This window comes from Pseudomonas sp. HMSC057H01, from assembly GCF_001836405.1.
Lineage (GTDB): Bacteria > Pseudomonadota > Gammaproteobacteria > Pseudomonadales > Pseudomonadaceae > Pseudomonas > Pseudomonas aeruginosa.
The window spans coordinates 24,941-39,226 of the sequence record NZ_KV828456.1 but is presented as its reverse complement, the minus strand read 5'-3'; the positions used below and the strand labels follow the sequence as shown (position 1 = coordinate 39,226).

The 14,286-nt window shown below is 58.1% G+C and carries 15 protein-coding genes; 5 read left to right on the top strand and 10 right to left on the bottom strand.

The window, feature by feature from the left end; translation table 11 throughout:
- Positions 1-612, top strand: a 612-nt coding sequence (locus HMPREF2581_RS12585) for an OprD family outer membrane porin (RefSeq protein WP_139181908.1), incomplete at its 5' end; no start/stop codon positions are given.
- A gap of 177 nt (positions 613-789) precedes the next feature.
- Here the strand turns inward: HMPREF2581_RS12585 and HMPREF2581_RS12580 are convergent.
- From HMPREF2581_RS12580 to HMPREF2581_RS12550, 6 genes are all read right to left on the bottom strand, one after another.
- Positions 790-1,233 (bottom strand): DUF411 domain-containing protein, encoded by a 444-nt coding sequence (locus HMPREF2581_RS12580; protein ID WP_003246746.1) that lies wholly within the window; start codon positions 1,231-1,233, stop codon positions 790-792.
- Positions 1,223-2,065: a c-type cytochrome gene (locus HMPREF2581_RS32020; protein ID WP_003139525.1), complete on the bottom strand. Its 843-nt coding sequence runs from the start codon at positions 2,063-2,065 to the stop codon at positions 1,223-1,225. The genes HMPREF2581_RS12580 and HMPREF2581_RS32020 overlap by 11 nt, the downstream gene beginning before the upstream one ends.
- A gap of 9 nt (positions 2,066-2,074) precedes the next feature.
- Entirely contained in the window at positions 2,075-3,166 is a 1,092-nt protein-coding gene (locus HMPREF2581_RS12565; RefSeq protein ID WP_023095630.1) for a copper resistance protein B, read from the bottom strand.
- On the bottom strand, positions 3,156-3,467 hold the full coding sequence (locus HMPREF2581_RS12560) for a hypothetical protein (protein ID WP_003246749.1): 312 nt from the start codon (positions 3,465-3,467) through the stop codon (positions 3,156-3,158). Before HMPREF2581_RS12560 ends, HMPREF2581_RS12565 begins: the two co-directional genes overlap by 11 nt.
- 12 nt (positions 3,468-3,479) lie before the next feature.
- Positions 3,480-5,303 (bottom strand): copper resistance system multicopper oxidase, encoded by a 1,824-nt coding sequence (locus tag HMPREF2581_RS12555; RefSeq protein ID WP_003139530.1) that lies wholly within the window; start codon positions 5,301-5,303, stop codon positions 3,480-3,482.
- Positions 5,304-5,496: 193 nt separating this feature from the next.
- Positions 5,497-5,703, bottom strand: coding sequence for a co-regulatory protein PtrA N-terminal domain-containing protein (locus HMPREF2581_RS12550; protein ID WP_003139535.1), 207 nt, complete (start codon positions 5,701-5,703; stop codon positions 5,497-5,499).
- Between the two features lie 290 nt (positions 5,704-5,993).
- Here HMPREF2581_RS12550 and HMPREF2581_RS12545 point away from each other — a divergent pair, with 290 nt between their 5' ends.
- From HMPREF2581_RS12545 to HMPREF2581_RS12530, 4 genes are read left to right on the top strand one after another with little or no spacing between them, the layout of a single operon-like run.
- A complete protein-coding gene (locus HMPREF2581_RS12545) occupies positions 5,994-6,254 on the top strand; it encodes a BufA2 family periplasmic bufferin-type metallophore (RefSeq protein ID WP_004577564.1) in 261 nt (86 codons plus the stop codon).
- Between the two features lie 44 nt (positions 6,255-6,298).
- Complete coding sequence (locus tag HMPREF2581_RS12540) at positions 6,299-7,135, top strand: MNIO family bufferin maturase (protein ID WP_003139536.1); 837 nt, start codon at positions 6,299-6,301, stop codon at positions 7,133-7,135.
- The gene (locus tag HMPREF2581_RS12535; RefSeq protein WP_009394809.1) at positions 7,132-7,923 is read left to right on the top strand and encodes an HvfC/BufC N-terminal domain-containing protein; all 792 of its coding nucleotides are present in this window, start codon (positions 7,132-7,134) and stop codon (positions 7,921-7,923) included. The genes HMPREF2581_RS12540 and HMPREF2581_RS12535 overlap by 4 nt, the downstream gene beginning before the upstream one ends.
- A 51-nt stretch (positions 7,924-7,974) precedes the next feature.
- Positions 7,975-8,289 carry a hypothetical protein gene (locus tag HMPREF2581_RS12530; protein ID WP_003139538.1) on the top strand — a complete coding sequence of 105 codons (315 nt, stop codon included), beginning with the start codon at positions 7,975-7,977 and terminating at the stop codon, positions 8,287-8,289.
- A 19-nt stretch (positions 8,290-8,308) separates the two neighbouring features.
- On the opposite strand, the gene HMPREF2581_RS12525 is transcribed toward HMPREF2581_RS12530, so the two are convergent.
- From HMPREF2581_RS12525 to HMPREF2581_RS12510, 4 genes are all read right to left on the bottom strand, one after another.
- Complete coding sequence (locus tag HMPREF2581_RS12525; protein ID WP_003139539.1) at positions 8,309-8,509, bottom strand: heavy-metal-associated domain-containing protein; 201 nt, start codon at positions 8,507-8,509, stop codon at positions 8,309-8,311.
- Between the two features lie 98 nt (positions 8,510-8,607).
- Positions 8,608-10,035, bottom strand: coding sequence for a UvrD-helicase domain-containing protein (locus HMPREF2581_RS12520; RefSeq protein WP_003139540.1), 1,428 nt, complete (start codon positions 10,033-10,035; stop codon positions 8,608-8,610).
- Complete coding sequence (locus HMPREF2581_RS12515) at positions 10,025-11,752, bottom strand: ATP-dependent nuclease (RefSeq protein ID WP_003139541.1); 1,728 nt, start codon at positions 11,750-11,752, stop codon at positions 10,025-10,027. The genes HMPREF2581_RS12520 and HMPREF2581_RS12515 overlap by 11 nt, the downstream gene beginning before the upstream one ends.
- A gap of 173 nt (positions 11,753-11,925) precedes the next feature.
- A complete protein-coding gene (locus HMPREF2581_RS12510; protein WP_023095628.1) occupies positions 11,926-14,286 on the bottom strand; it encodes a heavy metal translocating P-type ATPase in 2,361 nt (786 codons plus the stop codon).

Sequence of the window (14,286 nt, the reverse complement as noted above, 5' to 3'; positions counted from 1 at the left end):
GCCTGGAATCAATATTACGCGGGCACCACGCTGAGCTACCCGCTTGCGGACGATGTCGCCTTGATCGGCGGGCTGAACTACTACAAGGCGGTCGATGAAGGGAAGCAGCTCCTCGGGAGCTTCGATAACAACATCTGGAGCGGCAAGGTCGGCATCCAATTCGGCGCTCACACAGTGCTGGTGGGTCTCCAGCGCAACAATGGCGATGATGACTTCGACTACTTGCGCCAATCGGACTCCATCTACCTCGACAACTCCATCCAGTACAGCGACTTCAACTCGCCGAAGGAGAAGTCATGGCAAGTGCGCTATGACCTGGATATGGAGCCTTTCGGTGTGCCTGGGTTGAGCTTCATGACTCGATATGCCCAAGGCTGGGATGCCGACTACAGCAACGCCAACGAAGTCTATATGCGCCGTGATGACAACGGCGATCCGTTGACCAACCAGAAGCGCTGGGAGCGGGACATCGAGGCCAAGTACGTTGTGCAGTCTGGGTCGTTGAAGGACATGTCCTTTCGCATTCGACAAGCCACGACTCGCGCCACCGACTTCGAGTCGGATTTGGATGAGTTCCGCCTGATTGTCGAGTACCCGCTGGAAGTTCTCTAACCCTGGCAAGCGAGCGGGTTGATTGCCCGCTCGCTCCTTGGTCCTGCTGTCCCCTCGTAGTGCTCCTTTGGTTTGGAGACAGCCCTTGGCGCCCTAGGGCGCCTTTTTTACTTAGGTTAAAGGACGTATGAAAATGAGTCGGCCACTACACACAAGCGGCCGTGCTGGCAGGCAGTACTACTGGGCGGGATATTCTGCAACGACCTGATCAGAACCCGTCTTGGTCAAGCCAATGACCTGGTAGGCATGCTGTACGCCATCGACTTCCATGCCGGGGGAGCCCGCCGGCATCCCGGGAACAGCGATGCCCAGCAGATCATCGCGCTTGGTGAGTTCGATGACCTGAGCCGCCGGCACATGACCTTCGACGAACTTGCCGTCAATCACCGCGGTGTGGCAAGACGCTAACCGTGGCGCGACGCCCAGTCTTTGCTTCACTGCTGTCATGTTGCTTTCAACATGGTCGACGACTTTGAAGCCATTCGCTTCGAGGTGTGAAATCCACTTCTTGCAACATCCGCAATTGGCATCACGATGGACATCAATCGTCAGGGCATCAGCTGCTTGAACCGCAGACGTGACGGAGAGAGCGGCCAGTAAGGCCAGATATTTAGCTTTCATGTACGTGCTCTTTGCCATCGGCGTGGGTGTGGGTCTTGGGCGAGGCGTTCGGAGCCTGCTCGGCGTGATGATCACCTCCGTTGGACGACGCCTCATCTCCAGCATGGTGGTCATCGCCACTCATATCCGAATGGTGACCTGCCTTAGGTGCGGAGCCACCCTCGCTATCCGTAGCCGCGGCATCGTGATGACCAGGCTCTCCAGCATCACCTGATCCATGATGGTCATCGCCACCGCCACTATTGTCATGATGGCCAGGCTTGTTGTCGCCGTGCTGTCCTTCATGGTTATGCATCTGCGTTTCCCCACCACCGTGCTGATGGCCGCCACTGGATGCGACGAGTGTTTGGTATTGCTTGGCATCCATCGTCGGCAGTTGGTTGAGGAAGGCAACCATGCCCCAGATGTACTCGTCTCCCATGCTCTTGCCCCACGCAGGCATACCCGTTGCCTTGATGCCATGCTTGATCACCCAGAACGCTGCTGACGGATTGCCATCGACACCGATCTTGGCGAGGTTGGGGGGCGCAGGATAAAGCGATTGGCTTAGCTCGGTCTCCGCCACACCTGGCGCCAAATGACAGCCGATACACATGGAGTTGTAGTTGCCCGCACCGGCGCGAATAAGAGCTTGATCATCCAGGTTGGGAACCTCGATGTCCCGCGAACGGACTTCGATAGAGCGGTCACGGGCCATCGTGAGAAACGCATGCACTGCAGGAAAATGGGGATCGTCGGCCCCCACGTTGACCACGCCAAAGTAGGCGCCGGCCAGGACAGCTGTGCTACCGACCACGCCGGCCGCCACCAAAGTTTTAATTGTTCTTTTCATGTCAGGTTCTCAAAACCACATCCGGATACCGGCGACAAAACGCGCCTCGTCTACATCACCGCCCTCGTCGCGCACCATGTCTGCCGTGTTGCCATAGGAGCGGCTCCAGGAAACCCCGACATAGGGAGCAAACTGTCTGACAATCTCGTAACGCAGACGCAAGCCGAGCTCGGTATTTGCCAACCCAGACCCCACACCTCGCTCAGGATCGTTCTTGCCGTAGAAGTTCATTTCGGCAGTTGGCTGGAGAATCAGCTGGTTGGTCAGCAGAATGTCGTACTCGCCCTCCAGTCGGGCAGCAGTTTGGCCATTCTCGCCGACGAAGGCCGTGGCTTCGGCCTCAAAGGCGTAAAGCGCCATGCCCTGGATACCGAAGGCAGCCCAAGTCTGCGGCGACTCCGGTTTAAAGTCCTGGCGAACGCCCGCGACGACATCCCACCAAGGGCCGATCGAGCGGCCGTACAGCAGCTGTAATTCAGCGTCCTCGGTAACGCCGTTGGTACGCTCGCCTTCGGAGCGGAACCAGACCCGGTTGATATCACCGCCTACCCAACCCGACGCATCCCAGGCCAGGGTGCTGCCCTCATCTGCGTCTTGGTATTCGAGCTGATCGAGCAGGAAAAAGCTGTTGATGGCGCTGTCATGCACCTTGTGGCCAGGCAGTGGCGGGAAAGCCGCTTGGCGATCAGCATCCGTCAGAACGGGAATCGGCGTACGACTGGTAGTTCTCGGGGCTTCAGCGGAGCCATGGTTCATCTTCGAATGATCCATGCCCTCCATCTGTCCCTGCATGGTGCCGTGTCCCATCTTGCTGTGGTCCATGGCTGGGGCCTTCTCTTGGCTCTGGCTGTGGCCCATCTGGCTATGGTCCATGCTGCCCGATTCGCTCTGCATGGCACCATGATCCATCTTGCTGTGATCCATGCCCTCCATCGGCGCTTTGGCGGAACCGTGGCCCATCTGGCTGTGGTCCATCGACATGGAGCCGTGCCCCATTGCCGAATGATCCATTTCTTCCGCAGCCTGGGTAACGCCGCCGCTGAGTGCACTCAGCGACACGGCCAGCGCTATGAGGGACGGGCGTGAAAACCTAGTGGTCATGGTTCGAACCTGCTTCGGCTTCGGTGCCGCCATGCTTATCCATCATCTTCTCGTGCCCCATATCGTCATGGTTCATACCCTCATGATCCATGGCGCCATGATCCATCTGATGGCCAGCGGCCTTGCCTTTCGATTGATCTGCAGGCTTGTCACTGGCGTCGGGCGCAGCCGACTCGGCAGCATGTTGTTCGTGCTCGCTGTGCCCCTCACCTGCCAATGACGTCGGCGCGTGCAGAACAGCCAAAAGACTGAACATCGCTGCGCTGCCAAACAGGGCATTACGCTTCATAAAAGTACTCATCAGAAATCTCCTTTACTCATCCACACGGACTTCACGGAACATGCCCATTTCCATGTGGAGCAACAGGTGGCAGTGGTAGGCCCAACGCCCCAACGCATCGGCGGTCACCCGATAGCTGCGCTTGGAACCTGGCGGCATGTCGATGGTGTGTTTACGCACCAGGAAATTGCCGTTCGCATCCTCCAGATCACTCCACATGCCATGAAGATGGATCGGATGAGTCATCATGGTGTCGTTGACCAGCGTGATGCGAACACGCTCGCCGTACTTGAGGCGCAGAGGCTCAGCGTCAGAGAACTTGATGCCATCGAAGGACCAGGAGAATTTCTCCATGTGCCCGGTAAGGTGCAGCTCGATGGTGCGACTTGGTTCGCGACCATCCGGATCAGGGAAGGTGCTGCGCAGGTCAGAGTAAGTCAGGACGCGCCGGCCGTTATCACGCAGGCCGATACCTGGGTCGTCCAGCTTGTGCGTCGGCGTCATGGTCTGCATGTCGACCAAAGGATTGTTGGTCTCTGAGGCCGGGTGTGCCTGCATGTTGCCAGCCATGCCAGCCATGCCAGCCATGCCAGCCATGTTTGAATGATCCATTCCGGCCATCTGGCTGTGATCCATACCAGCCATGCCACCCTGCATGCTGCCATGATCCATTCCCGCCATATTGCCCTGATCCATCCCGGCCATGCTCCCATGATCCATGCCGCCCATGCTGCCGTGGTCCATGCCCATGTCACCCATGGCAATCAGTGGGCGCGGGTCAGGGCTTGGTACCGGTGCACTCAACCCTTCCTGTACCGCAAGGGTGCCGCGCGCATAGCCAGTGCGATCCATGGATTGAGCAAAGACGGTGTAGGCTTGCTCGCTATCGGGCTCGACTATCACGTCGTAGGTCTCGGCTACGGCGACACGGAACTCATCGACGCTGACTGGTTTGACGTGCTGGCCATCGGCCGCGACTACCGTCATCTTCAGGCCGGGGATACGCACATCGAAGTACGTCATGGCCGAGGCATTGATGAAACGCAGACGAATCTTCTCGCCCGGTTTGAATATGCCGGTCCAGTTGCCATCAGGTGCCTGGCCGTTCATCAGGTAGGTGTAGGTGTAGCCACTGACGTCGGCGAGATCAGTCGGGCTCATCTTCATTTCGGCCCACATCTTACGGTCGGCTACGGCGGCGGACCAACCCATCTCGCTTACGTCATCGATGAAGTCACCAACGGTGCGTTTGTGCTGGTTGTAGTAGTCCGACTGTTTCTTGAGCTTGGCCAGTACCCGCGTTGGATTTTCATCCGTCCAGTCGCTCAGCAACACGACGTAATCACGGTCGTAACTGAAGGGCTCGGGCTCCTTGGCATCGATGACCAGCGCACCGTATACGCCGACCTGCTCCTGGAGCCCAGAATGGCTGTGATACCAGTAGGTGCCGTTCTGGTTGACCTTGAACTTGTACTCATACATGCCATCAGGGGCGATGCCATGGAAGCTCAGGCCAGGAACGCCATCCATGTTCGCCGGCAGGATGATGCCGTGCCAATGGATGGAGGTGTCCTCCTTGAGGCGGTTGCGCACGCGCAATGTGACGGTATCGCCTTCGCGCCAACGAAGAATCGGCCCAGGGAGCGAGCCGTTGATGGTCATGGCCGTGCGCGCTGCGCCGGTGATGTTCACCGGGGTTTCACCGATGAATAGGTCGAATTCGTTACCAGTCAGTACGTTGGGCTGGCCGGGGCTGTTCACCGCCCAGACCGGCGTGCGCCACAGGCCAAGTCCGCCGATAATACCGGTGGCTGCCAGGCCTTTGACGAAGGTGCGCCTTGTGGTTTTGCTTTGCATGCCGTTTTGTCCAATCCGTCAAATGAGCCGGTGATGGTGTGCCCGGTCTCGGGTTCATGGCTGCTTCAATGTCGGGTATTTACCCCTCAACTTTCCACGTCGGTGCATTGCACAAGCCTTACCGACGATGAGCAGTATGAAACTGCCATATCCCAACCATCCGGGTGATTACATTTCTGTAAGGTAGATGACTTCAGCAGTTGGTGTGCTCTGCTTGCTCGGTTGGACTGCTGGCTACAGGAGCCTCAACTTTCTGCTGCTGGGCCACCCGGTAGGCCTCCAGAGACGTCTGGCGTGCCTGCTCCATGCGCGCGAAGGTTCGGTCAGCACCACCTTCAGCCATTGCCAAGCTGGAGATGCTCAGAGCAGTAACTACAAGCAGAGCTTTGATCGATTTCATTTTGGGTATTCCTCGTAAGTTAAGTGGTCCCTGCAACTGCAGAGGCCGAGCTTTAGGCTCGATGTCACGTTAACTAAGAGGGCCTGTCAGCAACCTGAGCCGAACATTACAGTTCTGTCAGGTTGCTATTTCTTTCTTGTAGCCCATCCAGAAGGCTCGGTACTGTCTTTCATGCCCTCATAAAGCCTTGCGAATTTCTTGAGAGGGCATGCTCGGCAGCGATGCCTAAGCTACTCAGGGTAATTCGCACCCGCGGATAAGACCACCAACAATTAAGAGAGATTGTCACTATGTCGAATAAATCCAACGTCGCTACCGGTGCCGCTCTGGCTCTCGTGGCCGCCAGCCTGTTTGCTACCCTGCCTGTCCAGGCCGCCCAGGACACCAAAGCAGCTGAAGTGAAGTGCTTCGGCGTCAACGGTTGCAAGGGCCAGAACGACTGCATGACCGCCAAAAATGCCTGCAAAGGCCAGGGAGAATGTAAAGGCCAGGGTTTCAAGCTGATGACTCAGGCCAAGTGCGATGAGGCCGGTGGCAAGACCAGCGAATAATGCCGTTGCGGGGAGTGCCTGCCACTCCCCTGCTGGAGTCTTGAATGAGTAAGCGCAAAACACTGGGTTTCGGTCTTGGCCTTCGCAGTGAGTATTACCAGCAGATTCTTGAACAGCGACCTGCGGTCGACTGGTTTGAGATCATTTCCGAGAATTACCTGGTGGGCGGTGGCAAGGCCCTCTACTTTCTCGATGCGATTGGCGAGCAATACCCGTTGGTGATGCACGGAGTATCGCTGTCGATCGGCGGTTCGCATAACCTGGACATGGGCTACCTACGACAGCTCAAGCAACTGGCGGACCGGGTACAGCCCCAGTGGGTTTCCGACCACTTGTGCTGGAGTCGCGGCAACGCCCATCAACTCCACGACCTGCTGCCGCTGCCGTTTACCCAAGAAAGCCTGCTGCATGTCGCCGCGCGGGTGCGTCTAGTGCAGGATGTTCTGGAACGTCCCATTGTGCTGGAGAACGTTTCTTCTTACGTGCAGTGGAAGACGTCCAGCATGAGCGAATCGCAGTTTCTCTCGGAACTGAGTTTCCTGACCGGTTGCGAATTGCTCCTTGACGTGAACAACGTCTACGTCAGCGCACGAAATCAGGATTTCGACCCATGGCAGTTCATCTTGGAATTGCCGCACGAGCGGATTCGTCAAATTCACCTGGCCGGGCATAGCGATTACGGGCAATACCTCATCGACACCCACGACCAGCCCATCGCTGACCCGGTTTGGGCGCTCTACAGCAAGACTTTGAGCTACTTGGGTCCAACGTCGACGTTGATCGAGCGGGATGATCATTTTCCACCGTTCGAGGATCTGTTATCCGAGTTGGAGCATGCCCGAGCTATCGCCAATGGCGTGATATCGAGGGCAACCCTTTGAGCCTAAGCGCCTTACAGACTGCATTTGAAACTTACCTGACAGATGGTGCCCTGCCCTCCAACGAGCTTTTGGAGCAAGTCCGGGGTTGCACTGCGCTGAGTGCCCTCGAAGGCCTGCGGATCTACCATAACGCCTATCGCTCGCGCCTGCTGGCGGTGCTGCGCGAGGATTTCCCGGCGCTGCAGCAATGGCTGGGAGAAGAGTCGTTCGAGCAACTCGCACTGGCCTATATCGCCGCCTGGCCACCGCGGCATTTCAGCATTCGCTGGCTGGGTGAAAAGCTGCCCGAGTTCATTCGCAGCTACATTGCGGAACCTCAACTTTCACCGATGCGCGAACTCGCGGAGCTGGAGTGGGCTTTTACACTGGCTTTCGATGCTCAGGATGTCGAAGCGCTTTCACTGCAGGCCATCAGTGAGTTTTCGGCTGAAGACTGGGTTTCATTCAGGGTTTCCCTGACTCCATCTGCCAGATGGCTGCGATTGCAGTACAACACGCTGGCGCTGTGGAAGGCTGCCAAGTCTGGGGATCTGCTTCCCGTTGCCACCCAACCAGCCGGGAATCGAGACTGTCTGGTCTGGCGTCATAACCTCGTATGCCATTACCGAAGCCTGGAGCCAGAAGAGGCGTCAGCATTGCGGTTTTTCGTCGAGGGTGGATCGTTCGCCGAACTCTGCGAGTCATTGAGCGCAACACATGGAGAGCAAGCCCCCCTGCAGGCCGCAACTTGGTTGAAATTGTGGGTCAACGAAGGTTTGCTAAAGCTCAGGGCAACTATTCACGAATGACCCGGAACCTATAGGCTAGCGGCTTCTCTTTGGCCACTCCCGAGCGCGTCGATGACACACCGCATCATTCATTTCAAACAGCAAGCCTTGCTGGACCCAGAGACTTACCAGGCGATGCTGGCCGACGGCGTCGGTCATTGGGAGGCGCTTGTAGGAAAAGTCGTCGGAATAGAAGACGAGAAAAGCCACGAGTTCGCCGCATTGAAAAGCCTGTTCAAGCGAAAGCGCTACTCCTATGACACGCTGGAAATGCGCGAGCCAGGCGATCACTCAAACTGGCTTCGCGGCCGAGATGGGGATGAAGGTATTACTAACGAGGTCACCAGTATTCACGGGCTGAAAGAGCTCTCAGAACTGGAGATTTAGTCGGTCGGCAGGCCAGCGCTCAAGCGCTGACCTGGGCCGCATAACCAAGCTCCTGGATCAGCTCGCGGATCGATTCGGCACTTTCTGTGCTCTCTACAGTGACCTTGCCGGCTGCCCGATCCACCTCTACGCGTGCGTCCTGATCCAGCGTCTGGATGGCCTTCGTGATTTTGCTGACACAACTGCCACAACCCATACCCGAAACATTCAGGCTGAACATCTCTCTCACCTCATTTCGTCCGCGGCTCAAGTTACCGCACAGACAGCATCGACCTTGACACGATGGCAAGGTCAAGTGCGCAAACGCAACAATAAGGCTCAGCCGTTGTTCACAGGCATCAGGATGGGGTTCGATGAACACACCACTACGTGCCTTGCGCCCCTCGTCAGGGCGACATACAGATTCTGAGCGGTCATAAGTTCAGGATGCAGAACAACCGAGACATCGGCCTCGAGCCCCTTGAGAAGTAATGTGCTGCCTACCGAGCGTCTTGCGATGGAGCGGGCAAGGTGTCGATTGCGTTCTCGCGCTTGAATGGCTGCACTCAGAAAGTCGGCTGTACCTCCCGCCACAGCTTGCATAGCGGACCGGCAGCAGTGCAGAACTTCCGGTCGGTACACCCGTGCCCCCGGCTGTTCGGCGAGGGCGTTGAGCACAAGGAGTGCTCGCTGCGGTGTTGGCTCCCCGACGAATGCGACGGCCTCGGCCTCGGCCGGGGTCGGTGGCGTTCGGGCACGTCCTGTGCGCAGAGACTCCACACGCGTTCGCAGGTTTGCTGCACCTACCCCCGTCATCACGCTTGAAGCAAATTCCGCAAGTTGTGCCAGAGCATTGGCACCCTGCAGGTTAAAGTTCCTGGCGAAGTTGACGAGGTCCCTTAGGTCGACGGCTTCGACGGCCATGGCGCCGGGTGTCTGGCTCGTGAGCTGATGGCGACCTTGCACGTTGATGGAGTCCCCGATGATGAGGACGCTGCCCCGAGCGTTGGGTGACTCGGTTCTAGCGGCCACCAGCCGCTGCTGGACTTCGGTCCCGGCGTTGAGCTGCACCCAGCGCACTTCTGCCGGAGCCGTGCGCAGATCCACCGGCTGGCCAACTTGAAGTTGCTGCCGTATGGCGAGTAGCCACTGCCCAAGGTTCTCAGCTCCGGCCAGCCGCCAGCGCCAGGGTATCCTCAGCTCTCCTGCCGCGGGGAACAGGGGCTGCACCTCATTCGCCCAATGCACCAGTCGATTGCCACGAAAGTCGAAGATGGCTTGCATTGGGTCACCGAGCACGCAGGTCGGTAGCACCTGGGCCAAACCTGACACGATGGCGTGCTGGACGACGTTGCAGTCCTGGTATTCGTCGACAAGCAAGCGCGCGTAAGTGGCACGGAGAGGCTGAGCAAGGTGGCCTGCCTGCAGTAACAGCATGGCGGCGTGCCGAATTGCAGGGTAGTCGGTGTTGGGCTGGTGGAGCTGTAAGATCTGTGGGTTATGGCCGCTTCGCGCTGGGAACTTAGCGATGAGGCGCATCGAGAATCCATCAATGGTGGAGACTCGATATGCGGAGTTAGGAACGCCGGCTCGTCTCAGGCGTGCCCGTAAGGCCGCAACGCCTGCGTTCGTGTGCGTTAGTACGAGTATGGGTTTGCTCTGCCTATGCGCGATGAGCGTCTCGGCAATCAATTGCGTTTTTCCACAACCTGCGGGGGCTGTTATGGAGCCACGCTCGATAGCGAAAAGATCGATCTCAAGGGGCACTTGTAAACGTCCAGAGCTGATTCGTGACTGCCATGAAGCCCTGGTCGGCGTTCTGTAGAGACGGGCCGACGATGTCCCTTGCAACCTCCTGATAGGTTGTCAACGACTTGAACCACCCGCTGTTGCGGATACGAGATGCAGCTCCCAAAAGCTCTCGCGTCGCGGGCAAGTAGCCCTGAATAAGTCTTTCAGCTTTGATGTCATGTAGTGTCATACGTCCTTGGGACTTCGTCTGGATATGCGCATTCATCAGCTCTGCACCCACTATTGTTTCGGCTTTCGCCAGAAGTGCATCGAGTGCTTGGTCACTGAGATGGCGGAAGATCTCGTCCTCCAGAGTGAGACCTGGTCGCCATGTCAGAATTTGTCCGCCTGCGGCCAAGAATGCTTCAGGTAGCCCTGCGGTCGAAGGTTTGTCGGCGTCTACAAAAACCATCACGCGATAGCCTAGGTTCTGAAGTGCCGTTCCGCGGATAAGACTGTTATCGGGACTTCCCCCGCCGGCGTCCACATAAGCGCCACCATGAGCCAGGAATGAGGTAGCGCCAAGGCTGCCCCACCATTGGTCAAGGCCACGCGCGAAGCCAACCTCGCTGGCACCCTCGCAAACGATAATGGATTTGGCGAGGAATGCCTCTGGGTCCTTCCGAAGGGTACTTTGTACTTCGTTGGCCTCCCCTGCCGCCATAACGCTGTGGCGTTGAGGCCCAGACCGAACAACGAATAACTGGCTGCCGGACAATTCGCGCAGCGCGACCGGTGAGTGAGTCGTCATGAAGACCTGCAGCGGAGCGGCAGCGTCCTTTGCGCCCAGGGAGTCCAGGAATCGCATGAGCCGATGAGGTTCAAGCCCATATTCCACCTCATCGACAAGAGCAATTGGCGCGGCGCTAGCTGCAGCTCTTTGCAACCCTGCCACTAGCAATCGCGACGAGCCCGTGCCAAGGGAGCGAAGGGGAATGCCTGTGTCGCTGTGCAGCGCGATCGCACCCTCGCCAATCGACACAGAATGTGCGTCAAGGAGTGCTTGTGGCATCGCTCCAACCGAAACCCCAAGATGCTGAGCCGTGCGTTGCACCACCTCAAGCGTCTGAGTTAGATGTCCGACGGCTTGATTGCCAAAGTTCGCTCTTGCTTGCCTCGCGGCGCGCGCAAGTTCGGCACCTAGCTCTGCACGCTCGTCAGTAAGTCGATTGAGCACTGAGCCACGACTCCACGACAAGTTCGAACTCGCAAAGCTGCCGATACGGGCGGGTGCTAGTGCCGCTCGTTCCTTCCAGGGAAGAGTGCGTTCGAGTTGCTGCTGCTCCGCACGCTCAGAAAAAAGTGTCCAGGTAGGTTCCAAATCGGCACCAACTTGCAGAAGCAAGGTGATAACGGTCTCCAGCCCCGCTCGCGGTTCGTCTTCGACTTCTCCCGTTCCTGGATTGAATCCACGCAAGAACTCGCCGTAAACATCGATATCCATCAGCGATACCGGCAAATCGCCAAGCGTCACACTGATGGTGATGGGTGTTTCGACGTTCAGAGCGAAGAAGTCCATGTCGCCGAACGTGCCGCCCCGGCGGGCACCGACGCAAAGGTCAATCGCATCTAGAATGCTGGACTTTCCACTATCGCCAGGACCTATGAGGCAGTTAATTCCTGGGGCCGGCACCCAGTCGAGCGCCTGGATAGATCGGAAGTTGCTGATAATCAGTCTGCGAATGCGGGCCACGGAGAGTCCTCATGGGTTAACGACGACCAGTCTCCTACCCGCAGCGGCAACAGTCCATCGAACGTCACCTCGTCACTATGTGTTGCGACAGATAGGTCGGACCGGAAACTACCGTACGGCATTTTCCGGTCAGATGCGCTTCTGAATAATCACCTGGTCGGTGGTATGGAAGCCTATCCGATGTCCGTTGATTTCAACCTCAGAGCATTGAAGACCACCGACGCCGAGCTGACACTCATCGCCAGCGCAGCAATCAAGGGCGACAGAAGATGCCCCGTCAGCGGGTACAGCAGCCCCGCTGCTAGCGGGATTCCCATCGCGTTGTAGAGGAACGCAAAGGCGAGGTTCTGCCTCATGTTTTTCACGGTTGCCACTGACAGGGTGCGCGCTCGCAGGATGCCCATCAGATCTCCCTTGACCAGCGTCACTTGGGCGCTGTTCATCGCCACATCGGTACCGGTGCCCATGGCGATACCTACGTCAGACCTGGCCAGGGCGGGCGCATCGTTGATGCCGTCACCCGCCATGGCGACACGACGGCCATAGCCCTGCAAATCGGCGACCAGTTTCTCCTTATCCTGCGGTTTGACCTCACCATGCACTTCCTCGATTCCGAGCTGCTTCGCCACGGCTCTTGCTGTGGTGAGGCCATCACCAGTGGCCATGATGACCTTTACGTCTTCGCTTTGAAGCTTGGAGACAGCCTGTTGAGAAGTAGGCTTGATCGGATCGGAAACGGCCAGGAGTCCCGCCAGGCGACCATCAACGGCCAAATAGATGATGCTGATGCCTTCCAGACGCAGTTGCTCGGCGCGATTGCGCAGCGGGGTAATATCGACGCCCGCCTCGTCCATCAGTGCGGTGTTGCCGAGCTGCAGCTGATGGCCATCGACCTGACCGCGCACGCCAATACCCGAGCCCGACTCGAAAGTGTCCGGCTTGACCAGTGCAATGCCTTGACCCCGCGCATGATCGACGATGGCATGAGCCAGCGGGTGCTCACTACCCTGGTCGAGACTGGCAGCCAGGCGCAGCACTTCATTGGAGTCGTAACCGCCTGTCCCTTCCGCACTATGGAATACGGGGCACCCCTCAGTCAGGGTTCCGGTCTTGTCGACGATGAGCGTGTCGATCTTGCATAGATTTTCGATGGCGCTGGCATCGCGGAACAACACACCGCTGCTAGCGGCCTTGCCAGTCGCAACCATGACGGACATCGGGGTTGCCAGACCCAGGGCGCAGGGACACGCAATGATCAGCACCGCCACCGCATTGATCAGGCCAAATACCCAGCCAGATTCCGGCCCGAACAGCCCCCAGCCGAAGAAGGTCAGAATCGCGATCAGGATCACCCCGACCACGAAATACCCCGCAACGGCATCGGCCATACGCTGCATGGGTGCCTTAGAGCGCTGGGCCTTGGCCACCATCAGCACGATCTGCGACAGCATGGTTTCGGCACCGACTTTCTGCGCCTCCATAACTAGGCTGCCGTGGGTGTTTAGGGTGGCACCGATAAGGGCATCCCCTGCCCGTTTGGTCACGGGTAACGGTTCTCCAGTAAGCATCGATTCGTCGACTGCGCTCTCACCCTCCAGCACAGTGCCATCTACAGGAACCTTCTCGCCTGGCCGGACACGCAGATGATCGCCCTGATGGACATGGGTTAGAGGAATGTCCTCTTCTACTCCATCGGGCATGATGCGCCGCGCTGTCTTTGGTGCCAGTCCCAGCAGCGATTTGATAGCTGCGGACGTCTGCGAGCGGGCCTTGAGTTCGAGCATTTGGCCCAACAGCGTGAGTGAGATAATCACCGCGGCTGCTTCAAAATAGACGCCGATACGTCCGTCCTGGGCAAAAGCCGCCGGAAACCACTGCGGAACCAAGGTAGCGGCCACGCTGTAGAGGTAGGCAGCGGCCGTTCCCAAACCGATCAGGGTCCACATGTTGGGGCTGCGGTGCCGGATGGAGTCAATGCCGCGGGCGAAGAACACCCAGCCACCCCATAGCGTCACGGGCGTCGCCAGAGCCAGCTCGACCCAGTTCTGGGTCGTGCCATGAAACAGTTGCAAGGAATGGCCAGCCATCGCCAGCACGGTCACGATGACGGTCAGCGGTAGGGTCCACCAGAATCGCCGAGAGAAGTCCTTCAGCTCCGGGTTTTCCTCCTCTTCCAGCTCCGGGATGACAGGCTCCAGCGTCATGCCACAGATCGGGCAGTTGCCAGGGGTCGGTTGGCGAATCTCTGGATGCATCGGACAGGTATATGCGGCTCCTTCTGGTGCCGATATCGTAGGGTGACTCGTATGCTGATGTGCTTCATGAGACGAGTGGCCCATGTACGAGTGGGGATCAATTTGAAACTTCTGCAGGCATTTGGCACTGCAGAAGCGATAGGTCTTCCCTTCAACGCTCTCGCGGTATGGGCTATCAGATTTCACCTCCATGCCACACACCGGGTCGCGCTGGCTCTCGGAGTGGGCGTGCGAGTTATGTGAATGATCCTGGTCATGATGGCAGGAGGTCTTTTGCAT